At 55.2% G+C, this 25,830-nt stretch carries 20 protein-coding genes, 4 tRNA genes, 1 rRNA gene and 1 riboswitch; of the genes, 5 read left to right on the top strand and 20 right to left on the bottom strand.

The features are described 5' to 3' along the window. The 3 genes from ERD80_RS18260 to nudC form a co-directional block, all read right to left on the bottom strand. The coding region (locus tag ERD80_RS18260; protein ID WP_211145601.1) for an endonuclease V at positions 1-394 on the bottom strand (394 nt) is incomplete at its 3' end. A 2-nt stretch (positions 395-396) separates the two neighbouring features. After that, a complete protein-coding gene (hemE, locus tag ERD80_RS18255; RefSeq protein WP_058769978.1) occupies positions 397-1,464 on the bottom strand; it encodes a uroporphyrinogen decarboxylase in 1,068 nt (355 codons plus the stop codon). Between the two features lie 39 nt (positions 1,465-1,503). Further along, a complete protein-coding gene (nudC, locus tag ERD80_RS18250; protein ID WP_021508198.1) occupies positions 1,504-2,277 on the bottom strand; it encodes an NAD(+) diphosphatase in 774 nt (257 codons plus the stop codon). 88 nt (positions 2,278-2,365) lie between these two features. On the opposite strand from nudC, the gene ERD80_RS18245 reads away from it, so the two are divergent. The 3 genes from ERD80_RS18245 (at position 2,366) to thiE (ending at position 5,784) form a co-directional block, all read left to right on the top strand. After that, positions 2,366-2,872 carry an Rsd/AlgQ family anti-sigma factor gene (locus ERD80_RS18245; protein ID WP_021508199.1) on the top strand — a complete coding sequence of 169 codons (507 nt, stop codon included), beginning with the start codon at positions 2,366-2,368 and terminating at the stop codon, positions 2,870-2,872. 151 nt (positions 2,873-3,023) lie between these two features. After that, positions 3,024-3,124: riboswitch (TPP riboswitch) on the top strand. 90 nt (positions 3,125-3,214) lie between these two features. Next, positions 3,215-5,137: a phosphomethylpyrimidine synthase ThiC gene (thiC, locus tag ERD80_RS18240; RefSeq protein ID WP_021508200.1), complete on the top strand. Its 1,923-nt coding sequence runs from the start codon at positions 3,215-3,217 to the stop codon at positions 5,135-5,137. Continuing rightward, the gene (gene thiE, locus ERD80_RS18235; protein ID WP_059012002.1) at positions 5,137-5,784 is read left to right on the top strand and encodes a thiamine phosphate synthase; all 648 of its coding nucleotides are present in this window, start codon (positions 5,137-5,139) and stop codon (positions 5,782-5,784) included. The genes thiC and thiE overlap by 1 nt, the downstream gene beginning before the upstream one ends. Before the next feature lie 162 nt (positions 5,785-5,946). Here the strand turns inward: thiE and ERD80_RS18230 are convergent, their stop codons facing one another. After that, on the bottom strand, positions 5,947-7,401 hold the full coding sequence (locus tag ERD80_RS18230; RefSeq protein ID WP_136547958.1) for a PLP-dependent aminotransferase family protein: 1,455 nt from the start codon (positions 7,399-7,401) through the stop codon (positions 5,947-5,949). 175 nt (positions 7,402-7,576) lie between these two features. Here ERD80_RS18230 and ERD80_RS18225 point away from each other — a divergent pair, with 175 nt between their 5' ends. Beyond that, positions 7,577-7,762, top strand: coding sequence for a DUF1127 domain-containing protein (locus ERD80_RS18225; protein ID WP_021508203.1), 186 nt, complete (start codon positions 7,577-7,579; stop codon positions 7,760-7,762). 66 nt (positions 7,763-7,828) lie between these two features. Here ERD80_RS18225 and rpoC read toward each other — a convergent pair whose 3' ends face one another. The 13 genes from rpoC to ERD80_RS18160 all read right to left on the bottom strand — a co-directional run bounded on the left by rpoC (position 7,829) and on the right by ERD80_RS18160 (position 22,002). Then, positions 7,829-12,052, bottom strand: coding sequence for a DNA-directed RNA polymerase subunit beta' (rpoC, locus tag ERD80_RS18220; RefSeq protein ID WP_021508204.1), 4,224 nt, complete (start codon positions 12,050-12,052; stop codon positions 7,829-7,831). Between the two features lie 72 nt (positions 12,053-12,124). Next, on the bottom strand, positions 12,125-16,153 hold the full coding sequence (rpoB, locus tag ERD80_RS18215; protein WP_136547956.1) for a DNA-directed RNA polymerase subunit beta: 4,029 nt from the start codon (positions 16,151-16,153) through the stop codon (positions 12,125-12,127). Positions 16,154-16,479: 326 nt separating this feature from the next. Next, complete coding sequence (rplL, locus tag ERD80_RS18210; RefSeq protein ID WP_021508206.1) at positions 16,480-16,845, bottom strand: 50S ribosomal protein L7/L12; 366 nt, start codon at positions 16,843-16,845, stop codon at positions 16,480-16,482. 66 nt (positions 16,846-16,911) lie between these two features. Next, complete coding sequence (rplJ, locus tag ERD80_RS18205; protein ID WP_021508207.1) at positions 16,912-17,409, bottom strand: 50S ribosomal protein L10; 498 nt, start codon at positions 17,407-17,409, stop codon at positions 16,912-16,914. 347 nt (positions 17,410-17,756) lie between these two features. Next, complete coding sequence (rplA, locus tag ERD80_RS18200; RefSeq protein WP_021508208.1) at positions 17,757-18,461, bottom strand: 50S ribosomal protein L1; 705 nt, start codon at positions 18,459-18,461, stop codon at positions 17,757-17,759. A gap of 3 nt (positions 18,462-18,464) precedes the next feature. Next, positions 18,465-18,893, bottom strand: coding sequence for a 50S ribosomal protein L11 (gene rplK, locus ERD80_RS18195; RefSeq protein ID WP_013507401.1), 429 nt, complete (start codon positions 18,891-18,893; stop codon positions 18,465-18,467). A gap of 147 nt (positions 18,894-19,040) precedes the next feature. Continuing rightward, a complete protein-coding gene (nusG, locus tag ERD80_RS18190) occupies positions 19,041-19,586 on the bottom strand; it encodes a transcription termination/antitermination protein NusG (protein ID WP_010616908.1) in 546 nt (181 codons plus the stop codon). A 1-nt stretch (position 19,587) separates the two neighbouring features. Further along, positions 19,588-19,971 (bottom strand): preprotein translocase subunit SecE, encoded by a 384-nt coding sequence (secE, locus tag ERD80_RS18185; RefSeq protein ID WP_021508209.1) that lies wholly within the window; start codon positions 19,969-19,971, stop codon positions 19,588-19,590. Between the two features lie 227 nt (positions 19,972-20,198). After that, positions 20,199-21,383 (bottom strand): elongation factor Tu, encoded by a 1,185-nt coding sequence (gene tuf / locus ERD80_RS18180; RefSeq protein WP_104094429.1) that lies wholly within the window; start codon positions 21,381-21,383, stop codon positions 20,199-20,201. Positions 21,384-21,489: 106 nt separating this feature from the next. Then, a tRNA-Thr gene (locus ERD80_RS18175) sits at positions 21,490-21,565 on the bottom strand. Positions 21,566-21,570: 5 nt separating this feature from the next. Continuing rightward, positions 21,571-21,645: transfer RNA gene (locus tag ERD80_RS18170), tRNA-Gly, on the bottom strand. Between the two features lie 189 nt (positions 21,646-21,834). Next, positions 21,835-21,919 (bottom strand) — tRNA-Tyr (locus tag ERD80_RS18165). Between the two features lie 7 nt (positions 21,920-21,926). Further along, positions 21,927-22,002: transfer RNA gene (locus ERD80_RS18160), tRNA-Thr, on the bottom strand. Between the two features lie 396 nt (positions 22,003-22,398). On the opposite strand from ERD80_RS18160, the gene coaA reads away from it, so the two are divergent. Further along, a complete protein-coding gene (coaA, locus tag ERD80_RS18155; protein WP_058759911.1) occupies positions 22,399-23,349 on the top strand; it encodes a type I pantothenate kinase in 951 nt (316 codons plus the stop codon). A 53-nt stretch (positions 23,350-23,402) separates the two neighbouring features. Here coaA and birA read toward each other — a convergent pair whose 3' ends face one another. From birA to rrf, 3 genes are all read right to left on the bottom strand, one after another. Continuing rightward, complete coding sequence (gene birA, locus ERD80_RS18150) at positions 23,403-24,365, bottom strand: bifunctional biotin--[acetyl-CoA-carboxylase] ligase/biotin operon repressor BirA (RefSeq protein WP_058759910.1); 963 nt, start codon at positions 24,363-24,365, stop codon at positions 23,403-23,405. Beyond that, positions 24,362-25,399 carry a UDP-N-acetylmuramate dehydrogenase gene (gene murB, locus ERD80_RS18145; protein WP_059012006.1) on the bottom strand — a complete coding sequence of 346 codons (1,038 nt, stop codon included), beginning with the start codon at positions 25,397-25,399 and terminating at the stop codon, positions 24,362-24,364. Before murB ends, birA begins: the two co-directional genes overlap by 4 nt. 150 nt (positions 25,400-25,549) lie before the next feature. After that, positions 25,550-25,665 (bottom strand): 5S ribosomal RNA (gene rrf, locus ERD80_RS18140). Between the last annotated feature and the right edge of the window lie 165 nt (positions 25,666-25,830).

Raw genomic sequence — 25,830 nt, 5'->3', positions numbered from 1 at the left:
TCGCTACGCCGATGGTTGGCACATCCAGCAGCGAGCCGAAATGCGCAGCAACGCCCAGCCGGCGCGGATGAGAGATGCCATGGCCGTCGACGAACAGCAGATCGGGCCGCTGCGACAATTGCTGCCACGCCGCCTGCAGCGCTGGAATTTCGCGAAACGAGAGAAAACCGGGGATATAAGGCATGGTGGTCGCGACACGCGCGATGCGATGCTCCACCAGCGTTAATGAAGGGTATTCGAGGATCACCAGGGCGGCGCGCGTTACCTCGCCGCCCTGTTCAAAACCGACATCGGCGCCGCCAATGAAGCGCGGCGGCAGTACGTCAAAATCATCCTGCCGCACCACGCTGGCGGCGAGCTGTACCTGTTGCTGTCGTAGTGCGGCTAAATCCATGCTTATCCCTGATGATATGGTCGTGATAGCCGATGCACCGCCTCCACAAACGCGCCAGCGTGCTCTGGCGGAACATCCTGATGAATCCCGTGACCGAGGTTGAAGACGTGGCCTTCGCCTGCGCCAAAGCCTTCCAGAATCCCTGCCACTTCCTGCTCAATTCGTGCAGGGGGTGCATACAGCATAGACGGATCCATGTTGCCCTGCAGCGCGACTTTATCGCCCACACGGCGCCGCGCTTCGCCAATATCGGTGGTCCAGTCAAGGCCCAGCGCATCACAGCCGGTGGCCGCCATCTCTTCCAGCCACTGGCCGCCGCCCTTGGTAAACAGGGTGATGGGCACGCGTCGTCCTTCGTTCTCATGCAGCACGCTGTCGACGATTTTGTGCATGTAATAGAGCGAGAACTCGCGATAGTCGCGCCCGGTCAGCACGCCGCCCCAGGTATCAAACACCATCACCGACTGCGCACCCGCTTTAATCTGCGCGTTGAGGTAAAGGATCACGCTCTCTGCCAGCTTATCCAGCAGCGCGTGCAGCGTCTGTGGCTCGGCGTACATCATCTTCTTGATTTTGGTGAAAGCCTTGCTGCTGCCGCCTTCTACCATGTAGGTTGCCAGCGTCCACGGGCTGCCGGAGAAACCGATCAGCGGCACTTCGCCCTTGAGGTTATGACGGATGGTGCGCACCGCATTCATCACGTAACCCAGCTCCTGCTCCGGATCCGGCACCGGCAGTTTATCCACATCGGCACGGCAGGCGATGGGGTGGGAGAAACGCGGGCCTTCGCCGGTCTCAAAGTAGAGCCCCAGGCCCATCGCATCCGGAATGGTCAGGATATCGCTGAAGAGGATCGCGGCATCCAGCGCATAGCGGCGCAGCGGCTGCAGGGTAACTTCGCACGCCAGCTCCGCGTTCTTACACAGCGACATAAAATCACCGGCCTCAGCGCGCGTGGCTTTGTATTCCGGCAGGTAACGCCCGGCTTGTCGCATCATCCATACCGGGGTGATATCCACCGGCTGGCGTAACAGGGCGCGCAGATAACGATCGTTCTTCAGTTCACTCATAATGGGCTCTCTCATGCTAAGGCCGGCAGTGTAGCATTTTCACGCCGCGCTGGCGCGACACAGCGCAACCGTATCTTCAATCAGCCGGCGCGCCACGGTGCCCGGCGGCGGCAACAGGGGCAGATCGTCGTAACGATACCAGCCAGCATCCAGCAGCTCTTTACCATCGTGCTGCAGCTCGCCGCCATCGTACTCCGCCATGAACGCCATCATCAGCGAGTGCGGGAACGGCCACGGCTGCGAGGTCACGTAACGCACATTTTTTACCCGCACGTTGCTCTCTTCCATCACCTCGCGGGCCACCGCCTGCTCCAGCGTTTCGCCGACTTCGACAAAACCGGCCAGCACGGTGTAGATGCTGTTGCGATGGCGCGCATGGTTTGCCAGCAGGATCTCCTCACCGCGACGAATCGCCACAATGATGCAGGGGGCGATTTGCGGATAGTAGCGCTCGCGGCAGTGGCTGCACAGGCAGGCAAATTCGCGCTTGCTGTGCTGCATTTCATGGCCGCAATAGCCGCACCAGCGATGCGAACGGTAGAACTCTGCCAGCTGCACGCCGCGCCCGGCGAGCTGAAACAGACCGACATCTTCGTCAATCAGCTGGCGCACCGAGGCCATATTGTCCGGACGCGCTTCGCATACCAGCCAGACGTTTTCGCCCTGCCACTCGCCAATCACTCTGCCGCTGCTGCCGGTCAGGCCAAACTCGCCGGATAAGCCATGCGGCAACTCGCCTTGCGGCAACCAAAGTTTCTGCGCAGAGCTGACAATCCACCAGCCAGCGTCTACGCTTGAGATCTCACGTTGCATCTTAATCGTTGTCCTTAGCGTCAAATGGCACGCTGAAATCCTGATGTTAAGTGTGTAATAAACAACTATAACTCACCTGGAGCCCCGTATGCTTACCCAGTTAGATAACCTGACCGAGCGTGTAGGTGGCGGTAATGAATTAGTCGACTCATGGTTGCGCGCCCGTCGACAGCTGCTCGTCACCTATTACGAGTTAATTGGCATGAAGCCGAACAAAGAAGCGCTGACCGCGCTGGATGAACAGGCGCTGGATGCGTTTTGCCATCGTCTGGTGGACTATCTCTCTACCGGCCACTTCAGCGTTTACGAGCGCATCATCAGCGAGATGTCCGGCGACAGCCCGATGATTGCGGCAGCGCAGATCTATCCGGCGCTGGAAGGCAATACTGAACGTCTGATGCAACTGTATGACAGCCATCTGCAGCAGGCCATTAATGACGACAACTGCGTGGATTTCCAGCAGGCGCTGTCAGAAGTGGGCGAAGCGCTGGAGTCACGCTTTACGCTGGAAGATAAACTGATTCAGCTCGCCTGGGATAACCAGCTGGCGCGCCCGCCGGTGGCCAATGACAGCACCATTGCTCGTCCGGCCTGAACCGCTGCAGTTGTAAAAGACTTGTTATTCAGGAAAAGCCCTTTTATGCTGAATGGGCTTTTTTATTGTCTTTTTAACGACAATCCACAATCAAACTTTGCGATATAAGCGCAGCGTGCAGCAGTCAGTAAAGTCGCTTATCGCGTAAAACGTAAACTTGTCGGAGTGCCCTTAGGGGCTGAGACCGTTAATTCGGGATCCGCGGAACCTGATCAGGTTAGTACCTGCGAAGGGAACAAGAGTAGATGTGATCAGCACGGTGCAGTCAGGCGCCCGCACCGTTTCTGTTACTCCTTCCGGACTCCGGACAAGCAGCTTCCCCTTGTTTTCAGGAAACTTGCTATGTCTGATGCTAAAACCTCACGTCGTGAACAACGCGCGCAGGCGCAAAAATTTATCGATTCGCTCCAGGGAACCGCCTTCCCTAACTCCAAACGTATCTGGATCAGCGGCAGCCGTGCGGATATCCGCGTCCCGATGCGCGAAATTCAGCTCAGCCCGACGCACACCGGCGGCAGCAAAGATCATCCGCAATACGCAGAAAATGAACCAGTCCCGGTGTATGACACTGCCGGTGCCTATGGCGATCCCCACGCGACCATCAATGTGCATCAGGGTCTGGCAAAATTGCGCGCCGGCTGGATCGCCGAACGCAACGACAGCGAAACCATCAGCGCACTCAGCTCAAGCTACAGTCAGCAGCGGCTGGCGGATGACGGGCTGGATCATCTGCGTTTTGAACACCTGCCGCTGCCGCGCCGGGCCAAAGCGGGTCGCCGCGTCACGCAGCTGCACTATGCGCGTCAGGGCATTATCACGCCGGAGATGGAGTTCATCGCGCTGCGCGAAAACATGGGACGTGAGCGTATCCGCAGTGCAACGCTATTACAGCAGCACGCCGGTCACGGCTTTGGTGCGCAGCTGCCGGAGAATATCAGCGCCGAATTCGTGCGCGCTGAAGTGGCCAGCGGCCGCGCCATCATTCCTGCCAACATCAATCACCCGGAATCGGAGCCGATGATCATCGGCCGCAATTTTCTGGTGAAAGTCAACGCCAACATCGGCAACTCGGCGGTAAGTTCGTCGATTGAAGAGGAAGTGGAAAAACTGGTGTGGGCCACGCGCTGGGGGGCAGATACCGTGATGGATCTGTCGACCGGCCGCTATATCCATGAAACGCGCGAGTGGATTTTGCGCAACAGTCCGGTGCCGATCGGCACGGTGCCAATCTATCAGGCGCTGGAAAAGGTCAACGGCATCGCAGAAGATCTTAACTGGGACATTTTCCGCGATACCCTGCTGGAACAGGCTGAGCAGGGCGTTGATTACTTCACCATTCACGCGGGCGTGCTGCTGCGCTATGTGCCGATGACCGCACAACGGCTGACCGGCATCGTGTCGCGCGGCGGCTCAATCATGGCGAAGTGGTGCCTGTCACATCATCAGGAAAACTTCCTCTACCAGCATTTCCGCGAAATCTGTGAAATCTGCGCCGCCTATGATGTCGCGCTATCGCTCGGTGATGGTTTACGTCCCGGCTCGATTCAGGACGCCAACGACGAAGCCCAGTTTGCCGAACTGCGTACCTTAGGCGAGCTGACGCAAATCGCCTGGCAATATGATGTGCAGGTCATGATTGAAGGCCCCGGTCACGTGCCGATGCAGATGATCCGCCGCAATATGACCGAGCAGCTGGAACACTGCCATGAAGCGCCGTTTTATACGCTGGGCCCGCTGACGACCGATATCGCGCCGGGCTACGATCATTTTACCTCCGGGATTGGCGCCGCCATGATCGGCTGGTTTGGCTGTGCGATGCTGTGCTACGTCACGCCGAAAGAGCACCTTGGCCTGCCGAATAAAGAGGATGTTAAGCAGGGGCTGATTACCTACAAGATCGCCGCGCACGCAGCCGATCTGGCTAAAGGCCATCCCGGCGCGCAGATCCGCGACAACGCCATGTCGAAAGCTCGCTTCGAGTTCCGCTGGGAAGATCAGTTTAATCTGGCACTCGATCCGCATACCGCGCGGGCCTATCACGACGAAACCCTGCCGCAGGAATCCGGCAAAGTGGCCCACTTCTGTTCCATGTGCGGCCCCAAATTCTGTTCAATGAAAATCACCCAGGAAGTGCGCGAATTTGCCGCCCGCCAGCAGGCTGAAGCCCAGCCGATAGCGCTGGGCATGGCGCAAATGTCCGATGCCTTCCGTAGCCGTGGCGGCGAGCTGTATCACGCCGCCGATGCCCTGAAAGAGGAAAAATGATGACTGAAGCCTTCCCTGCCACCGCGCCAAAACTGGGGCTCTATCCGGTTGTCGACAGCGTGTTGTGGATTGAACGCCTGCTGGCAGCCGGCGTGCGCACCCTGCAGTTGCGCATTAAAGATGGCGATGATCGCCAGATTGAAGCCGCAGTACGCGATGCCATCGCCCTGGGCAAACAGTACGGTGCGCGGCTGTTTATCAACGATTACTGGCGCTTAGCGATTAAGTACAACGCTTATGGTGTGCATCTTGGTCAGGAGGATCTGGATGTGGCCGACCTGGACGCTATCCGCCACGCCGGCTTACGCCTGGGTCTGTCGACACACGATGACGCCGAGCTGGATCGCGCACTGGCGCTGCGTCCGTCCTATATTGCGCTCGGCCACATCTTTCCGACACAAACCAAAGATATGCCCTCTGCACCACAGGGCATAGCCGAGCTGAAGCGCCATCTGGCGCGGCTGCAGCACATCCCCACCGTGGCGATTGGCGGCATTTCGCTGGCTCGCGTGCCGGAGGTGCTGGCGACCGGCGTCGGCAGCATTGCCGTGGTCAGCGCGATTACCCAGGCGGAAGACTGGCAGGCGGCCACCCGCCAGCTGCTGGCGCTGGTAGAATCCCCAGAGCATGTCGCAAAAGCGTTGTAACTGACTACAACGGCGCTAAAAATACGCGAATACGGCGCGCAAACGGCAGCAGTCAGGGCTGGCGCGACCGGGGACAATCGCTAAAGTGAGCCTGCCCGCTGTCGCTTGCAGCGGGCCAGGGCTGGCTTCCCCGACTCTCTGTCCGGCCCTGCCTTTCCACCGTTATTCCGTCAGGGAGGTGATATGGCGCGTTTCCGCACTGCAGGCCTGCATGGCACGCTCCACGGCTGCGCCGAGGCTGGCAATCGCCTGCTCGGTTTGCTCATTCATTGGCAGACCATAATTGAGGCGCAGGCAGTTGCGATATTTACCCGCCGCCGAAAACAGCGAACCGACCGCCACCTGGATTTTCAGCTCCCGCAGCTCCGCATTCAGCCGCACCGCATCGAAGGCTTCCGGCAGCTCAATCCACATCAGGAAACTGCCCTGCGGCCGCGAGACGCAAATGCCGCAGGGAAAATAGTGGCGCACCCAGCAACTAAACGTCTCATAGTTACGCTGATACACCTGGCGCATGCGGCGCAAATGCGGCAGGTAATGGCCCTGACGAATAAACTCCGCGACCGCATACTGCGGCTGCGTTGCCGTCGAACCGGTGCCAATATATTTCATGTGCAGTACGCGATCGCGATAGCGTCCCGGCGCGACCCAGCCCACGCGCAAGCCGGGCGCCAGGGTTTTGGAAAACGAGCTGCACAGCAGCACGCGGCCATCCATATCCAGCGATTTGATCGTGATCGGACGCGGATACTCCCACGCCAGCTCGCCGTAAACATCATCTTCAATGATCGCCGCGTCAAAGCGCTGCGCCAGCGTCAGCAGCGCGCGCTTACGCGCTTCCGGCATGATAAATCCAAGCGGATTATTACAGTTGGGTACCACCACCACCGCTTTAATTGGCCACTGCTCAAACGCCAGCTCCAGCGCCTCCAGGCTGATCCCGCTGACCGCATCGGTGGGGATTTCAATGGCGCGAATGCCCAGACCGCGCAGTGTCTGCATGGTGCCGTGAAACGCCGGCGACTCGACGGCAATGATATCGCCTGGCTCGCACACGGCGCGAATCGACACCGACAGCGCTTCATGGCAACCGGTAGTGATGACAATATCTTCCGCCGTCAGCTGACAGCCGCTGTCAATTGTCAGCCGCGCAATCTGCTCGCGCAGCGCTGCCACGCCGAGCAGGCTGTCGTAGTTGAGCTGATCCATGTCCTGCTTCTGCGCCATGCGGCCCATGATTTTCCACAGCGGCTTGAGCGTCGGCTGGGTCAGATCCGGCATGCCGCTGCCCAGCTGCAGCACGTCGCCATTAATGCGGCTGCTCAGCAGCTCCAGCACCGATTCCCACTGGGTGATCTCAACCGGACGCTGTACGGGTCGGGTCATCGCCGGCACCGGCGGCGTGGCTTTACGGGTAGCGACAAAATAGCCGGAACGCGGCTGCGGCACGATAAGCTGCTTCTCTTCCAGCAGATGATAAGCCTGCTGCACGGTACTGATGCTGACGCCGTGCTCAATGCTGAGCGTACGCACCGAGGGCAAGCGTTCGCCGCTGCGATACAGCCCCTGCTCAATACGGTCTGAAAGCAGACAGGCCAGATGTTGATAGCGCGTCATTGTGTGCCTCGCTGCGTTAACAGTGATCAAAAATCAGTACAGATGATGCCTATTTCTACCATTCAGATCGGTACGGGCGCAATCTGTATGTTAAAGATAAGTGATTTTTGAATCTGTATTGAATTCGCCATCAGAGGGAAAATGTTGTTCAGACATCATACTGAGGGCTGGGATTATGGAATTCGATCAGAACCGGGCGGCAAAACCGTTCAGCGTGACCTTACTCGATATCTTTCGTGGCGGCGTGCGCGCGATAAAACGCTGGCATGCCAGACGGGAAACGCGGGAGATTCTTTCGCACCTGAGTGATGCGCAGTTGCGTGACATCGGGCTGACGCGTCAGGATATCAATCAGAAATAACGCGGATTTCAGACGAAAAAAAACCCTGCCGAGGCAGGGTTTTTTCATGGTCAGCAGAGCAGACGATTATTCGTCGTCGCTACCGCCCAGACCGGCGTTCAGCAGCTCAGCGAGGCTGGCAGAGGCTTCATCCGCAGTCACCTGCGGTGCAACCGGTGCTTCACCCGCCTGACGGCGACGCATACGATCCTGGTGGTAAGCATAACCGGTACCGGCCGGGATCAGACGACCCACGATAACGTTCTCTTTCAGGCCGCGCAGCTCGTCGCGCTTGCCTGCTACCGCTGCTTCGGTCAGGACACGGGTGGTCTCCTGGAACGATGCCGCAGAGATGAACGATTCGGTTGCCAGCGAGGCTTTGGTGATACCCAGCAGGTCACGCATGTACGTCGCGCCGATTTTGCCGTTCGCTTCCAGATCGCGGTTGGAGATCTTGATACGAGAGACTTCCGCCTGCTCGCCTTCCAGGAACTCCGAGCTACCCGCGTTCATGATGGTTGCTTTACGCAGCATCTGACGCACGATGACTTCGATGTGCTTATCGTTAATCTTAACGCCCTGCAGGCGGTAAACTTCCTGCACTTCGTTGGTGATGTAACGGGTCACAGCATGGACGCCACGCAGACGCAGGATGTCGTGCGGAGACTCTGGGCCGTCGGATACGACGTCACCACGTTCTACACGTTCACCTTCGAATACGTTGAGCTGACGCCATTTCGGAATCATCTCTTCATACGGATCGCTACCGTCAACCGGGGTGATCACCAGACGACGCTTGCCTTTAGTCTCTTTACCGAAGGAGATGATACCGCTGATCTCCGCCAGGATTGCTGGCTCTTTCGGACGACGCGCTTCGAACAGGTCGGCAACGCGTGGCAGACCACCGGTGATGTCCTTGGTACCGCCAGATTCCTGCGGAACACGCGCCAGGGTATCACCCGAGCTGATCTTCACGCCATCTTCCAGCTGCACAATCGCTTTACCTGGCAGGAAGTACTGTGCCGGCATGTCAGTGCCCGGGATCAGTACGTCGTTGCCGTTGGCATCAACGATTTTCAGTGCCGGACGCAGGTCTTTACCGCCCGCAGTACGCTCTGCAGAATCCAGTACCACCAGCGATGACAGACCGGTGAGGTCGTCAGTCTGACGGGTAATGGTCTGACCGTCGATCATGTCGGTGAAGCGGATGAAACCGCCCACTTCGGTGATAACCGGCATGGTGTGTGGATCCCAGTTTGCAACGGTTTCGCCCGCGGCAACCTGCTCGCCATCACCTTTCGCCATGACCGCACCGTAAGGCACTTTATAGCTCTCTTTGGTACGACCGAACTCGTCGATCATCTTCAGCTCAACGTTACGCGAGACGATAACCAGCTTCCCGGAGGAGTTGGTTACTGACTTGGCGTTGGTCAGCTTGATAGTACCTTTGTTCTTCACCTGAATGCTGGATTCAGCTGCCGCACGCGATGCCGCACCACCGATGTGGAAGGTACGCATGGTCAGCTGGGTACCCGGCTCACCGATGGACTGTGCTGCGATAACGCCGATGGCCTCACCTTTGTTGATGATGTGACCACGTGCCAGATCGCGACCGTAGCAGTGTGCACACACACCGAAGTCGGTTTCACAGCTCACCACGGAACGCACTTTAATCGCGTCCACGGAGTTCAGTTCAACCACGTCACACCAGTGCTCATCGATCAGGGTGTTACGCGGGATCAGGATGTCCGCAGTGCCCGGCTTCAGCACGTCTTCTGCCGTCACACGACCCAGTACACGCTCACGCAGCGGCTCTTTAACGTCGCCACCTTCGATGACCGGGGTCATCATGATGCCTTCGAATGTGCCACAGTCGTCTTCGGTAACCACCAGGTCCTGCGCCACGTCAACCAGACGACGGGTCAGGTAACCGGAGTTCGCCGTTTTCAGTGCGGTATCGGCCAGACCTTTACGCGCACCGTGGGTCGAGATGAAGTACTGGAGTACGTTCAGACCTTCACGGAAGTTCGCGGTGATCGGCGTCTCGATGATGGAGCCATCTGGCTTCGCCATCAGACCACGCATACCTGCCAGCTGACGAATCTGTGCCGCAGAACCACGCGCACCGGAGTCAGCCATCATGTAGATGCTGTTGAACGAAACCTGCTGCTCTTCTTCGCCGTGACGGTTGATCACGGTTTCGGTCTGCAGGTTATCCATCATCGCTTTGGATACGCGTTCGTTAGCCGCAGCCCAGATATCGATGACTTTGTTGTAACGTTCGCCCGCGGTAACCAGACCAGACTGGAACTGCTCCTGAATCTCGGCCACTTCCGCTTCAGCTTCTGCAATGATTTCTGCTTTCTTGGCAGGAATCACCATGTCGTCGATACCTACTGAGGCACCTGAACGGGCTGCATAGGCAAAGCCGGTGTACATGGTCTGGTCAGCAAAGATAACGGTCGGCTTCAGGCCCAGGATGCGGTAACAGGTGTTCAGCATCTTAGAGATCGCTTTCTTACCCAGCGCCTGGTTGACGATGGAGTAAGGCAGACCTTTCGGTACGATCATCCACAGGATCGCACGACCAATGGTGGTGTCGATCAGGCTGGTTTTCGCAACGAGCTCTTCCTGCTCATTTTTGCTGTATTCAGTGATACGCACTTTAACGCGTGCATGCAGCTCGGCCTGGCCAGCGCGATAAACACGCTCAGCTTCTTTCGGGCCGGTCAGTACCATGCCTTCGCCTTTGGCGTTCACTTTGTCGCGGGTCATGTAGTACAGACCCAGAACAACGTCCTGTGAAGGAACGATGATTGGCTCGCCGTTCGCTGGAGACAGAATGTTGTTGGTAGACATCATCAGCGCACGCGCTTCCAGCTGGGCTTCCAGCGTCAGCGGTACGTGAACAGCCATCTGGTCACCATCGAAGTCGGCGTTATACGCCGCACACACCAGCGGGTGCAGCTGGATCGCTTTACCTTCGATCAGTACCGGTTCAAACGCCTGGATACCCAGACGGTGCAGGGTTGGTGCACGGTTCAGCAGTACCGGGTGTTCGCGAATCACTTCATCCAGGATATCCCAGACGACCGCTTCTTCGCGCTCAACCATTTTCTTGGCCGCTTTAATGGTGGTCGCGAGGCCACGCAGTTCCAGCTTGCCGTAGATGAACGGTTTGAACAGCTCCAGTGCCATTTTCTTCGGCAGACCGCACTGATGCAGACGCAGGTATGGACCTACGGTGATAACCGAACGACCGGAGTAGTCAACACGTTTACCCAGCAGGTTCTGACGGAAACGACCCTGCTTACCTTTGATCATGTCGGCCAAAGATTTCAGAGGACGTTTGTTAGAGCCGGTGATGGCACGACCGCGACGGCCGTTATCCAGCAGGGCATCTACCGCTTCCTGCAGCATACGTTTTTCGTTACGTACGATGATATCTGGCGCAGCCAGATCCAGCAGACGCTTCAGACGGTTGTTACGGTTGATCACGCGACGATACAGATCGTTCAGATCCGACGTAGCGAAACGACCGCCGTCCAGCGGTACCAGCGGACGCAGATCTGGCGGCAGCACCGGCAGAACGGTCAGGATCATCCACTCTGGCTTGTTGCCAGACTGCACGAACGCTTCCAGCAGCTTGATACGCTTGGTCAGCTTTTTACGTTTGGTCTCAGAGTTGGTTTCGTTCAGCTCTTCACGCAGCTGCTCGCACTCCTGCTCCAGATCCATATTTTTCAGCAGCGCCTGGATAGCTTCCGCACCCATCTTCGCGTCGAATTCGTCACCGAACTCTTCCAGCGCGTCAAGGTACTGCTCTTCGGTCAGAATCTGACGTTTTTCCAGGTTGGTCATGCCGCCTTCGACCACAACATAAGATTCGAAGTACAGTACGCGCTCGATATCACGCAGCGGCATATCCAGCAGCAAACCGATGCGGGATGGCAGTGATTTCAGGAACCAGATGTGCGCGGTCGGCGAAGCCAGTTCGATGTGGCCCATACGCTCACGACGCACTTTGGTCTGCGTGACTTCTACGCCACACTTCTCACAGATCACGCCACGGTGTTTCAGACGCTTGTACTTACCGCACAGGCATTCGTAATCTTTTACCGGTCCGAAAATACGGGCACAGAAAAGACCGTCACGCTCCGGCTTGAAGGTACGGTAGTTAATGGTTTCCGGCTTTTTAACTTCACCGAAAGACCAGGAACGGATCATGTCTGGCGAGGCCAGCGCAATTTTGATCGCATCAAACTCTTCGGTTTTAGTTTGCGCTTTCAGAAACTTAAGTAAGTCTTTCACGGATTAGCTCCCGTCGGAGTGGAACTCTCAGGGACGCGCCAGGCGCGTCCCATAACCAGTACTTGCGAGTGCTTACTCGTCTTCCAGCTCGATGTTGATACCCAGCGAGCGAATCTCTTTCAACAGTACGTTGAAGGATTCCGGCATGCCCGGTTCCATCTGATGGTTGCCGTCAACGATGTTTTTATACATCTTGGTACGGCCGTTGACGTCATCAGACTTAACGGTAAGCATTTCCTGCAGGGTATACGCGGCACCGTATGCTTCCAGTGCCCACACTTCCATCTCACCGAAGCGCTGACCACCGAACTGCGCCTTACCACCCAGCGGCTGCTGCGTAACCAGGCTGTAAGAGCCGGTAGAACGGGCGTGCATCTTGTCGTCGACCAGGTGGTTCAGTTTCAGCATGTACATGTAACCTACGGTTACCTGACGCTCAAACTGCTCACCGGTACGGCCGTCGAACAGGGTGATCTGACCGGAAGAAGGCAGACCGCCGAGCTGCAGCAGCTCTTTGATTTCGCTCTCTTTCGCACCGTCGAACACTGGCGTCGCGATTGGCATACCTTTTTTCAGGTTCTCTGCCAGACGCAGCACTTCGTCGTCCGAGAAGGTGTTCAGGTCAACTTTCTGACGCACATCAGTGCCCAGATCGTAAGCACGCTGGATAAACTCACGCAGTTTGGCGACTTCTTCCTGCTTCTTCAGCATCGCATTGATCTTCTCACCAATGCCTTTCGCCGCCATACCCAGGTGGGTTTCCAGAATCTGACCGATGTTCATACGCGATGGTACGCCCAGCGGGTTCAGTACGATGTCGACCGGCGTACCGTTCTCATCGTATGGCATGTCTTCGATTGGGTTGATCTTGGAGATAACACCTTTGTTACCGTGACGACCCGCCATTTTGTCACCAGGCTGAATCTGACGCTTAACGGCCAGATACACCTTGACGATTTTCAGCACGCCCGGTGCCAGATCGTCGCCCTGGGTGATCTTGCGACGCTTCGCTTCGAGTTTCTTCTCAAACTCGTGCTTCAGCTCGTCGTACTGCTCAGCCAGCTGCTCCAGCGCGTTCTGCTTCTCTTCGTCGGTCAGACCGAGTTCCAGCCAGCGCTCACGTGGCAGCTTGTCCAGTTTCTCCGCTTCCACGCCACCTGAAATCAGGACGGCCTGGATACGGCTGAACAGGCCCGCTTCGAGGATCTGCAGTTCTTCAGACAGGTCTTTTTTCGCCTGCTTCAGCTGCATCTCTTCGATTTCCAGCGCGCGCTTGTCTTTTTCCACGCCATCGCGGGTGAAGACCTGTACGTCGATAACCGTACCGGAAACGCCGTTCGGCACGCGCAGTGACGAGTCTTTCACGTCAGAGGCTTTTTCACCGAAGATCGCACGCAGCAGTTTCTCTTCTGGCGTCAGCTGGGTTTCACCTTTCGGCGTGACCTTGCCTACCAGAATGTCGCCACCGGTCACTTCCGCACCGATATACACGATGCCGGATTCATCCAGTTTGGAGAGCGCAGCTTCACCCACGTTCGGGATGTCAGCGGTGATCTCTTCCGGCCCCAGTTTGGTGTCACGTGACACGCAAGCCAGTTCCTGAATGTGGATAGTGGTGAAACGGTCTTCCTGTACTACACGCTCAGAAACGAGGATGGAGTCTTCGAAGTTGTAACCGTTCCATGGCATGAACGCCACGCGCATGTTCTGACCCAGCGCCAGCTCACCGAGGTCGGTAGACGGGCCGTCAGCCAGCACGTCGCCACGCTCGATAGGTTCACCCAGAGAAACACACGGCATCTGGTTGATGCAGGTGTTCTGGTTAGAACGGGTGTACTTGGTCAGGTTGTAGATGTCGATACCTGCTTCGCCCGGATACATCTCGTCTTCGTTAACTTTGATAACGATACGTGACGCATCGACGTACTGCACGGTACCACCACGTTTAGCGACAGCAGTTACACCGGAGTCGACCGCAACAGCACGTTCCATACCGGTACCAACCAGCGGCTTGTCAGCACGCAGGGTAGGTACAGCCTGACGTTGCATGTTCGCACCCATCAGGGCGCGGTTAGCATCATCGTGCTCCAGGAACGGGATCAGTGACGCACCGACAGAAACCACCTGCTGGGTGGAAACGTCCATGTAGTCAACCTGATCGCGGCTGAACAGGCTCGATTCACCTTTGCTACGGCAGGTGACGAGATCGTCAACAAAGCTGCCGTCATCGGCGAGGTTGGTGTTCGCCTGAGCGATAACGTAGTTACCCTCTTCGATAGCAGAGAGGTAATGAATTTCATCACTCACTTTACCGTCAACCACGCGGCGGTACGGCGTTTCGAGGAAGCCGTATTCGTTAGTCTGCGCGTAAACAGAGAGTGAGTTGATCAGACCGATGTTAGGACCTTCCGGGGTTTCGATTGGACATACGCGACCGTAGTGAGTCGGGTGTACGTCACGCACTTCGAAGCCGGCGCGTTCACGGGTCAGACCGCCTGGGCCCAGAGCAGAGATACGACGTTTGTGCGTAATCTCAGACAGCGGGTTGTTCTGGTCCATAAACTGGGACAGCTGGCTGGAACCAAAGAACTCTTTCACCGCGGCCGAAATTGGCTTGGCGTTGATCATGTCCTGTGGCATCAGCGTGTCGAGGTCGCCCAGAGACAGACGCTCTTTCACAGCGCGCTCTACACGCACCAGGCCAACGCGGAACTGGTTTTCCGCCATTTCGCCGACCGAACGGATACGACGGTTGCCGAGGTGGTCGATATCATCCACTTCGCCAATACCGTTACGGATACCGATGAGCTTCTTCATCACTTCGATGATGTCGTCTTTGCTCAGGATACCGGAACCTTCGATCTCGTCACGCAGCAGAGAACGGTTGAACTTCATGCGGCCAACGGCCGACAGATCGTAACGATCTTCGGAGAAGAACAGGTTCTCGAACAGGTTTTCTGCGGCTTCACGCGTTGGCGGCTCGCCAGGACGCATCATGCGGTAGATCTCAACCAGCGCGCTCAGGCGGTCGTTGGTTGGGTCAACGCGCAGCGTCTCAGAAATGTACGGGCCGTGATCCAGGTCGTTGGTGAACAGGGTTTCGATGCGCTTGTGACCGGACTGGCTCAGTTTCGCCAGCAGATCCAGTGACAGCTCCATGTTCGCCGGCACGATCAGCTCACCGGTGTTCAGATCGATGTAATCTTTCGCGACCACTTTGCCCGCGATGTACTCGACCGGCACTTCGATGTGCTGAATGTTGTCTTTTTCCAGCTGACGGATGTGGCGCGCAGTAATGCGACGACCTTTCTCAACGTAGACCGTGCCGTTGGCTTCGATATCGAAGGAGGCGGTTTCACCACGCAGGCGCTCAGGCACCAGTTCCATCTGCAGCTTGTTGTCGCGGATTTCAAACACCACTTTTTCGAAGAACAGATCGAGAATCTGCTCAGTGGTGAAATCCAGCGCGCGCAGGATGATACTGGCCGGCAGCTTACGACGACGGTCAATACGGACGAACAGGTTGTCTTTCGGGTCAAACTCGAAGTCGAGCCATGAACCGCGGTAAGGGATAATACGTGCGTTATACAGCACTTTACCGGAAGAGTGCGTTTTACCCTTATCGCTGTCAAAGAATACGCCAGGACTACGATGCAGCTGAGAAACGATAACACGCTCAGTACCGTTGATGACAAAGGTACCGTTGTCGGTCATGAGCGGAATTTCGCCCATGTACACTTCTTGTTCTTTGATGTCTTTTACGGTGCCTTCCGGCGCTTCGCGCTCGTAGATCACCAGACGCAGTTTAACGCGCAGCGGTGCGGAATACGTCACGCCACGGATCTGACATTCTGTCACGTCAAACACCGGCTCACCCAGACGGTAGCTGACATACTGCAACTCAGAGTTGCCGCTGTAGCTCGCGATTGGGAACACGGAACGGAAGGCTGCTTCCAGACCGTACTGGCCTTCTGGATCTTGCTCGATAAACTTCTGGAACGAGTCAAGCTGGATAGAAAGGAGATAAGGCACATCCAGTACTTGTGGACGTTTACCAAAATCCTTACGAATACGTTTTTTCTCGGTATAGGAGTAAACCATAGGGTTCCTCAGCTAGCTGACAAGTCGACCCACGCTGTCCGTCCTGAAGGGACAGTTCATGCAACACTATTTTGTTTTTCATGCGATGCGCAGCACCCCATGCAATACATCTTTCTATCACTCTTAAATCATTTCATCGCCGTTGCGCAGGCAGGGAACCCTCACAGGAAAGCGGTATATTAAGTCGTCGATAGAAAAAGATATTGAAGAGGAACAATGGACAAACAGTGCGAAACGCCATCGTTCCCCTGTAGCGCAAAAAGGCTGGTGACCAAAAAGTCACCAGCCATCAGTCTGTTTACGCAGACTGCAACCCGAGGGTTGTCTTACTTAACTTCAACTTCAGCGCCAGCTTCTTTCAGAGCAGCTTCAAGTGCAGCTGCGTCGTCTTTGCTGATGCCTTCTTTGATTGCAGCTGGAGCAGCTTCAACCAGGTCTTTAGCTTCTTTCAGGCCCAGACCAGTTGCGCCACGAACGGCTTTGATTACAGCAACTTTGTTAGCGCCAGCAGCTTTCAGGATAACGTCGAATTCAGTTTTCTCTTCAACAGCTTCAGCCGGGCCAGCAGCAACAGCTACAGCAGCAGCAGCAGAAACGCCGAATTTTTCTTCCATAGCAGAAACCAGCTCAACTACTTCCATTACGGACATAGCTGCAACGGCTTCCAGGATTTGATCTTTAGTGATAGACATGACAATTGTTCCTAAGAATCAGTAAAAGTTTATACGTTAGCAAGTACGAAGAAAAAGAATCTGGCCTTAAGCCGCTTCTTTCGCGTCGCGAACAGCAGCCAGAGTGCGGACCAGCTTGCCAGCAGCAGCTTCTTTCATGGTCGACATCAGACGTGCCAGTGCTTCTTCGTAAGTCGGCAGCGTTGCCAGACGGTCAATTTGTGCCGCCGGGATCAGCTCACCTTCAAAGGCTGCAGCTTTGACCTCAAAGTTTGCATTCGCTTTCGCGAACTCTTTGAACAGACGAGCAGCAGCGCCCGGGTGTTCCATAGAGTATGCAATCAGGGTCGGACCAACAAACGTGTCTTTCAGGCACTCGAATGGAGTACCTTCAACGACGCGGCGCAGCAGGGTGTTACGAACAACACGCATGTAGACGCCAGCTTCACGACCTGCTTTACGCAGTTCAGTCATTTTATCAACGGTAACGCCACGGGAATCCGCAACAACCGCTGAAAGCGCGCCTTTGGCTACTTCGCTAACTTCAGCAACAATTGCTTGTTTGCCTTGAAGATTTAATGCCATTAGCTTTGCTCCTGGATTTGACCGGGAAAATTTCCCGGAACTCACTTCACTTACACACCCGAAGGCCGTAAGCGCGTTACACGGTGAGCAGAATCCAGTGAAGAAAAAATTCTTTTTGGTTCTGTCACCGTCTACGCAGGATATTAAGCATCACTTCCGAAGAGGTTTTGCTCCTGCGGTCTTGGACGGAGGCCAGGATCAGGCCTGGCTCCAACCTTAGTCGCTGAATGACAAGGGGTTTAGACCTGTGCACTCCGCGACTATGAATTTGGGTTCTGAATTGACGGATCAACCAGAACAACGGGCGTAAGATTCTAGATGAATTTTTCGCCCGTTACAAGCAGCAATTAGTTTGCTGCTGCGTTCAGACCAGCCTGGTCAACGGCAACGCCGGCGCCCATGGTGGTAGAGATGCTGACTTTCTTGATGTAAACGCCTTTCGCCTGAGCAGGTTTAGCTTTTTTCAGCGCAACCAGCAGAGATTCCAGGTTTTCTTTCAGTTTGTCAGCATCGAAGTCCACTTTACCGATGGTGGTGTGGATGATGCCGTTTTTGTCGTTACGGTAACGAACCTGACCCGCTTTAGCGTTTTTCACAGCTTCAGCAACGTTAGGAGTTACGGTACCAACTTTCGGGTTTGGCATCAGACCACGTGGGCCCAGAACCTGGCCCAGCTGGCCAACAACGCGCATTGCATCCGGAGAAGCAATAACAACGTCAAAGTTCATTTCGCCTTTCTTGATCTGATCAGCCAGGTCTTCCATACCTACCAGCTCAGCGCCAGCTGCTTTAGCAGCTTCAGCGTTTGCGCCTTGGGTAAAGACGGCAACACGTACTGAACGACCAGTACCGTGTGGCAGAACGGTCGCGCCGCGCACGTTCTGGTCAGATTTACGTGCATCGATGCCGAGGTTAACAGCAACGTCCACGCTCTCTACGAATTTAGCGGTAGCCAGTTCTTTCAGCAGAGCAACAGCTTCGTTGATGTCATACTGTTTAGTCGCATCAACTTTGTCACGGATCACGCGCATGCGCTTGGTCAGCTTAGCCATTTCTTAGTCCTCCACTACCAGGCCCATGGAACGAGCAGTACCTTCGATAGAGCGAGTCATCGCTTCTACGTCAGCACCAGTCATGTCCGCAGCTTTGGTTTCTGCGATTTCACGTACCTGAGCACGAGTTACTTTACCGACTTTATCTTTGTTCGGCTTACCAGAACCAGACTTGATGCCTGCTGCTTTTTTCAGCAGAACGGCAGCCGGAGGCGTTTTGGTAACGAAGGTGAAAGAACGGTCGCTGTATACGGTGATAACTACTGGAGTCGGCAGACCCTTTTCCAGTGATTCTGTTTTGGCGTTGAACGCTTTACAGAATTCCATGATGTTAACACCCTGCTGACCCAGAGCCGGACCAACTGGTGGGCTCGGGTTAGCCATACCAGCTGCAACCTGCAGCTTGACGTAGGCTTGTACTTTCTTGGCCATGATATTTCCTCTATTGGGTATAGCGCCTGGCGAACAGGCTCCCCGTGATAACGATTTACACGCTGTTGCCAGCGCATAAAAACAAAAGGCGCGAAATTATAGGTAAATTTCGCGCCTTCCGCAAGAGCTAAAAAGTGAACAAAAGGCTTAGCCTTTCTCCACCTGAGCAAAGTCGAGTTCTACCGGCGTTGCACGGCCGAAGATAGAAACAGAAACCTTCAGGCGGCTCTTCTCGTAATCCACTTCTTCGACCACACCGTTGAAGTCGGCAAACGGGCCGTCGTTGACACGCACCATCTCGCCTGGCTCGAACAGCGTTTTCGGACGCGGCTTATCACCCACCTGCTGCAGGCGGTTCATGATCGCATCCACTTCTTTATCACTGATCGGTGCCGGACGGTCAGAGGTACCACCAATAAAGCCCATTACACGCGGTACACTGCGCACTAAGTGCCAGCTGGCGTCATTCATCACCATCTGGACCAGTACGTAACCAGGGAAGAATTTGCGTTCGCTTTTGCGACGCTGGCCGCCACGGATTTCCACGACTTCTTCAGTCGGCACCATGACTTCGCCAAACAGTTCTTCCATGTTGTGCAGTTTGATATGCTCTTGCAGCGACTTGGCTACGCGGGCTTCAAAACCGGAAAACGCCTGAACGACGTACCAGCGTTTTTTTGGAGCTTCAGACATCTCAGAACCTCAGGCCAGTGATAAACGATACCAGACGGACCAGAATACCATCCAGCCCCCACAAAATCAGTGACATCACGGCAGTGACCGCGGCAACGATTAACGTGGTGTGCAATGTTTCCTGGCGAGTTGGCCAGATGACCTTACGCATTTCGGTTCTTGCTTCACGTGCAAAAGCCACGGTTGCTTTGCCTTTGGTAGTCAGCAACGCAATGCCGCCCGCCGCAGCGATCAACACCACGACAGCCAGCGCGCGTAAAGGCAGTGTCACATCGCGATACAGGTAGTTACCGACGATTGCTACCAGCAGCAATGCGATCACAACTACCCACTTTACCGCTTCCAGGCCGCGCCCGCTCCCTTGAGCTTCGGTATTCGCACTCATAAACCAACCTGCCACAATAATTCAGAAACTATTCTGCCCCGCAGAGCGAGGCATCCAAACCGAATGCGCTTTTGGGCATAACTCGGTATCCAGCGCCGTAATACAGAGCCTGTCTCAGCAATGATTATGATCGAAAATCACTGATGAGCCAGGTTCTGGTTAACAGCGTACAAAAAGGGCATCAAATGATGCCCTTTCCGTGTGCATTGCGTCAAATATTATCGCTATTACGCGATAACTTTAGCAACAACGCCCGCGCCAACGGTACGGCCGCCTTCGCGGATTGCGAAGCGCAGACCTTCGTCCATTGCGATTGGATGGATCAGGGTAACAACCATTTTGATGTTGTCGCCTGGCATTACCATCTCAACGCCTTCTGGCAGCTCTACTGAACCGGTTACGTCAGTGGTACGGAAGTAGAACTGTGGACGGTAGCCTTTGAAGAACGGAGTATGACGGCCGCCTTCGTCTTTAGACAGAACGTAAACTTCTGACTCGAACTGGGTGTGTGGCTTGATGGTACCTGGCTTAGCCAGAACCTGACCACGCTGGATCTCTTCACGCTTGATACCGCGCAGCAGAACACCACAGTTCTCGCCTGCCTGACCCTGGTCCAGCAGTTTGCGGAACATTTCAACACCGGTACAGGTAGACTTGGCAGTCGCTTTGATACCCACGATTTCTACTTCGTCGCCCACTTTCACGATGCCGCGCTCAACACGACCGGTAACAACGGTACCACGGCCAGAGATTGAGAATACGTCTTCGATAGGCAGCAGGAACGGCAGGTCGATAGCACGGACTGGATCCGGGATGTAGTTATCCAGGTGCGTAGCCAGCTCAACGATTTTCGCTTCCCACTCAGCGTCGCCTTCCAGCGCTTTCAGCGCAGAACCGCGTACGATTGGGGTATCGTCGCCAGGGAAGTCGTAAGCAGACAGCAGGTCACGCACTTCCATCTCAACCAGTTCCAGCAGCTCTTCGTCATCAACCATGTCGCACTTGTTCAGGAACACGATGATGTAAGGAACGCCAACCTGACGACCCAGCAGGATGTGCTCACGGGTCTGAGGCATTGGGCCATCAGTCGCCGCAACAACCAGGATCGCGCCGTCCATCTGCGCAGCACCGGTGATCATGTTTTTCACATAGTCGGCGTGGCCTGGGCAGTCAACGTGTGCGTAGTGACGGGTCGGGGTTTCATATTCAACGTGAGAGGTGTTGATGGTGATACCACGAGCCTTCTCTTCTGGCGCGTTATCGATCTGATCGAATGCACGTGCCTGGCCGCCGTAGGTTTTTGCCAGAACGGTGGTGATTGCCGCAGTCAGAGTGGTTTTACCGTGGTCGACGTGACCGATGGTGCCCACGTTTACGTGCAGTTTGTTACGTTGAAATTGCTCTTTAGCCATCGCTTGTCCCTCTAAGACACGGATATATCAAAGATATCGTCACATTAACCAGGCAAAACCTGATGTTAGTTTTACAGAGAGAGAATCAGGAGAGAGATAAAGGAAGTGGTGCTGATACCCAGAGTCGAACTGGGGACCTCACCCTTACCAAGGGTGCGCTCTACCAACTGAGCCATATCAGCACATCTGGAGCGGGCAGCGGGAATCGAACCCGCATCATCAGCTTGGAAGGCTGAGGTAATAGCCATTATACGATGCCCGCATCCTGGAACTCGGCTACCTGTTCTTTCTGTAGCTTATGAATAATAAAAGAAGACCTTCTATTATTCGAGCCAGTCAGAGTTTCCGACTGACGGTGATCACGCTACTGCGCAATCTGAATTCGAAGGTGAGAGAGTTGAACTCACCCATCAGATAAGCCTTTATCTGACGCTCAACCGAGAGGTTGAGATGGTGGTGGGAGAAGGATTCGAACCTTCGAAGTCTGTGACGGCAGATTTACAGTCTGCTCCCTTTGGCCGCTCGGGAATCCCACCTACTTGATGGTGCCGGCTACCGGAATCGAACTGGTGACCTACTGATTACAAGTCAGTTGCTCTACCAACTGAGCTAAGCCGGCATCAAGTGACGCGCATTCTAGGAAGACCGGGTTCAGGATGCAACAAAAAAATTGCTAAATTTGCACTACCGCTTACTATTTGTGCAAATCCTCGCAAAACGTCCCGCCAGCGCAGCAAAAAGCAGCAAACATGGTGTGTTTTTCCGCCAGCGCAGGACCTGATAATTCTTTCATATAGCATCAGCCTTATGCTGCGATCATAAAAATGCGGGCCTGCTTACGAAAGCGTGCTCAGGTTTATCATTTTACTTCTTTTTAAAGTCACACTGGTGTTACCCTCCTGCCCATTGTTCTCGTTAAATTACCCCTGTGACGTGCAACTGAGTTCGACACATCGCTGTATGCCTGTTGCTGCAAGGTGTTGATGAGCCAGAATTTGCGGTCAGATGCATGCTTATGAGTAAAAAAACGACGCCACTGACGACGCCCTACCTGCAGTTTGATCGCCAGCAATGGGCTGCGCTGCGAGATTCCGTACCGATGACGCTGGCCGCCAGCGAAATTGAACGGCTGCGCGGTATCAATGAAGATCTTTCGCTGGAAGAAGTTGCCGAGATCTATCTGCCACTATCACGTCTGCTGAACTTCTATATCAGCTCGAATCTGCGCCGTCAGGCGGTGCTGGAGCAGTTTCTCGGCACTAATGGCCAGAAGATCCCTTACATTATCAGTATTGCCGGCAGTGTCGCCGTCGGTAAAAGCACCACCGCGCGCGTGTTACAGGCGCTGCTTAGCCGCTGGCCCGAGCACCGCAAGGTGGAACTCATCACCACCGATGGCTTTTTGCATCCTAATGCGGTGCTGAAAGAGCGCGGCCTGATGAAAAAGAAAGGCTTCCCGCAGTCGTATGATATGCATCGACTGGTGAAGTTCGTATCGGATTTGAAATCAGGCGCCAGTCAGGTCACCGCACCGGTGTATTCACACCTGATTTACGATGTCATCCCGGATGGCGATAAGGTGGTGCAGCAGCCGGACATCCTGATTCTGGAAGGGCTGAACGTCCTGCAGAGCGGTATGGATTATCCGCACGATCCGCATCATGTATTTGTCTCAGATTTCGTCGACTTTTCAATATATGTCGATGCGCCAGAAAACTTATTAGAGCGCTGGTACGTTAATCGCTTTCTTAAATTCCGCGAAGGTGCCTTCAGCGATCCGGACTCTTATTTCCACCACTATTCTCAGCTGCCTGAAGAGGAAGCAGAGAGTATTGCACGTGGGTTATGGAAAGAGATTAACTGGCTGAATTTAAAAGAAAACATCTTACCTACACGTGAGCGGGCCAGCCTGATCATGACCAAGTCTGCGGATCATGCCGTGCAAAGCGTGCGGTTACGGAAATAGTATTAAAAACGCCCTGCTTTATCAGGGCGTTTAATGCATTACTGTTTACTGTGTTAATTAGCGGGACGTAATGAGATTTCCCCACCGACCCAGGATTTAATCTCACCATCCTGTTCCAGCAATAAACCGCCCTGCTTATCAATTCCGCGCGCAATGCCATGCACTTCACGATCGCCAATCAGCAGTTTCACCGGACGATGGATAAAGTTATCCAGCGCTTCCCAGCGGCCGACAAACGGCGCCAGCCCATCGCGTTCAAACAGCGGTAAAGCTTCACGCAGACGGTTTATCAACCTGGCGGCGAGTTCGTTACGATTGATCTCAATGCCGGCTTCCTGCAGATTGATCCAACCCTGATTGATTTCCGCCGTGCCTTCGCCCCGCATCACCAGGTTGATCCCCGCGCCCATCACAATTTGCGCCGCATCGCCGGTTTTACCGGTGAGCTCAACCAGAATACCCGCCAGTTTACGATCCTGCAGATAGAGGTCATTTGGCCACTTAACGCGGACGTCTGCCGCGCCCAGCGACTGGATAACCTCTGCCATCACGATACCAATCACCAGACTCAGGCCCATTGCCGCAGCTGGCCCCTGCTCCAGTCGCCAGTACATGGACATGTAGAGATTGGCGCCAAACGGCGAGAACCATTTCCGTCCGCGCCGGCCGCGCCCGGCCTGTTGATATTCCGCGATGCACGCATAGCCGGAGTTCAGCTGGTCCATGCGATCGAGTAAATACTGATTCGTTGAGTCAATAACCGGAATCACCGCCAAATCCGCCTGATGCAGATGCGCCAGTATCGCCTCTTCATTCAGCAACTGAATCGGCGCTGGCAGGCTGTAGCCTTTCCCTGTCACGGTGTAGACATCCAGGCCCCAGCTTTTCAGCGTCTGAATATGTTTATTCACGGCAGCGCGGCTCATACCGAGCGCTTCACCCAGCTGTTCACCAGAGTGGAATTCGCCATCAGCCAGCAGGGCGACCAGTTTTAATGGAACGCTATGATCTTTCATGAAATCACCTCGACGGCGTTACGCTCGCCCTGCGCGCCAATAAACCGCACCTCAGGCTCCAGCCACACGGCAAATTTTTTCCCTACCTCCTGACGCACATGATGGGCCAGGGCGACAATATCCTGCGGTGTGGCATTGTCTTCGTTGATCAGTACCAGTGCCTGCTGACGATGCACCGCAGCGCCGCCAAAACGGTAGCCTTTCAACGCACACTGATCGATCAGCCAGCCCGCGGCCAGCTTGACCTCACCACTGTGCTGTGGATAGTGCGGCATAGCAGGATAGTGCGTGAGCAATACCTCCGCCTGCTGAGCGGAAATCAGGGGGTTTTTAAAGAAACTGCCTACATTGCCTGTTACGCGCGGATCGGGCAGCTTACTTTGCCGCATATGGCACACCGCATTGAATACGTCCCACGCGCATACGGTGGCGGGATTGAGCTTCGCCAGATCGCCATAGCTCAGCACCGGTTTCCACTGCTTCGCCAGACGCAGCCCGACGGCCACAATCACATAGTCATGCTTCATCGCGTGTTTGAAGATGCTGTCGCGATAGCCAAACTGGCACTCATCACGGTGCAGACGCGTGACTGTGCTATCCGGCAGGTGTAACACCTCGACGTACTGGCAAATATCTTTAAATTCAACACCGTAAGCGCCAATATTCTGGATGGGTGCCGATCCCGTCACGCCTGGAATCAGCGCCAGATTTTCCAGCCCGGTGAGGCCTTTCTTTAGAGTGTGCTCAACCAACTGATGCCAGTTTTCGCCAGCACCAACGTGCAGATGCCAGGCTTCGTCGTGCTCTTCCAGGGTGATGCCTTTAATCGCGTTTATCACCACGCAGCCGGCAAAATCTTCGAGGAACAGGACGTTACTGCCCTCGCCAAGCACCATAAACGGCTGATTATTTTGCTGGCTGGCGTGCCAGGCAGAGGAAATGGCTTCTGCGCTATCCGCAACAACAAGCTTTTCAGCCGCGATTGCAAGACCCAGTGTGTTGAACGCTTTCAGGGAAGTCTGAGGGCTGGACATGTTACGGCCTTTACTGATTAATCTGGCCGTAGTTTACCCGATTGCACGGTTTTACAGTGGGGAGTTTTCGCGTTTTTAGCGGGAAATTTGCCGGAGTACGGACGTAAAAAAGCCCCGGACTTTCGTCCGGGGCTTCCTTACTTATTTGATGCCTGGCAGTTCCCTACTCTCGCATGGGGAGGCCCCACACTACCATCGGCGCTACGGCGTTTCACTTCTGAGTTCGGCATGGGGTCAGGTGGGACCACCGCGCTGTTGCCGCCAGGCAAATTCTGTTTTCGTCCGCGTCTTTCGCGCTCTGACTGCGTTGCCCCGCTCGCGCCGCTCAGTCACATACTCGTGTATGCTCCTTCCCGTCGTCTCGCGTGCCGCCTTGTCACAGCACAAAATCCACTGGACGTAATCCGGTGAACAAAGCTGAAAATTCTTTC

The sequence above is a fragment of the Pantoea sp. R102 genome (genome assembly GCF_004916815.1).
GTDB classification, from domain to species: Bacteria; Pseudomonadota; Gammaproteobacteria; order Enterobacterales; family Enterobacteriaceae; genus Pantoea; species Pantoea dispersa.
The sequence above is the reverse complement of the archived record's forward strand: the minus strand, read 5'-3'. Positions and strand labels throughout refer to the sequence as shown.

Coding starts and splice junctions, on each gene's coding strand:
- hemE (WP_058769978.1), bottom strand. CDS start 1,464: ATGAGTGAACTGAAGAACGATCGTTATCTGCGCGCCCTGTTACGCCAG.
- nudC (WP_021508198.1), bottom strand. CDS start 2,277: ATGCAACGTGAGATCTCAAGCGTAGACGCTGGCTGGTGGATTGTCAGC.
- ERD80_RS18245 (WP_021508199.1), top strand. CDS start 2,366: ATGCTTACCCAGTTAGATAACCTGACCGAGCGTGTAGGTGGCGGTAAT.
- thiC (WP_021508200.1), top strand. CDS start 3,215: ATGTCTGATGCTAAAACCTCACGTCGTGAACAACGCGCGCAGGCGCAA.
- thiE (WP_059012002.1), top strand. CDS start 5,137: ATGACTGAAGCCTTCCCTGCCACCGCGCCAAAACTGGGGCTCTATCCG.
- ERD80_RS18230 (WP_136547958.1), bottom strand. CDS start 7,401: ATGACGCGCTATCAACATCTGGCCTGTCTGCTTTCAGACCGTATTGAG.
- ERD80_RS18225 (WP_021508203.1), top strand. CDS start 7,577: ATGGAATTCGATCAGAACCGGGCGGCAAAACCGTTCAGCGTGACCTTA.
- rpoB (WP_136547956.1), bottom strand. CDS start 16,153: ATGGTTTACTCCTATACCGAGAAAAAACGTATTCGTAAGGATTTTGGT.
- rplL (WP_021508206.1), bottom strand. CDS start 16,845: ATGTCTATCACTAAAGATCAAATCCTGGAAGCCGTTGCAGCTATGTCC.
- rplJ (WP_021508207.1), bottom strand. CDS start 17,409: ATGGCATTAAATCTTCAAGGCAAACAAGCAATTGTTGCTGAAGTTAGC.
- rplA (WP_021508208.1), bottom strand. CDS start 18,461: ATGGCTAAGCTGACCAAGCGCATGCGCGTGATCCGTGACAAAGTTGAT.
- rplK (WP_013507401.1), bottom strand. CDS start 18,893: ATGGCCAAGAAAGTACAAGCCTACGTCAAGCTGCAGGTTGCAGCTGGT.
- nusG (WP_010616908.1), bottom strand. CDS start 19,586: ATGTCTGAAGCTCCAAAAAAACGCTGGTACGTCGTTCAGGCGTTTTCC.
- secE (WP_021508209.1), bottom strand. CDS start 19,971: ATGAGTGCGAATACCGAAGCTCAAGGGAGCGGGCGCGGCCTGGAAGCG.
- tuf (WP_104094429.1), bottom strand. CDS start 21,383: ATGGCTAAAGAGCAATTTCAACGTAACAAACTGCACGTAAACGTGGGC.
- coaA (WP_058759911.1), top strand. CDS start 22,399: ATGAGTAAAAAAACGACGCCACTGACGACGCCCTACCTGCAGTTTGAT.
- birA (WP_058759910.1), bottom strand. CDS start 24,365: ATGAAAGATCATAGCGTTCCATTAAAACTGGTCGCCCTGCTGGCTGAT.
- murB (WP_059012006.1), bottom strand. CDS start 25,399: ATGTCCAGCCCTCAGACTTCCCTGAAAGCGTTCAACACACTGGGTCTT.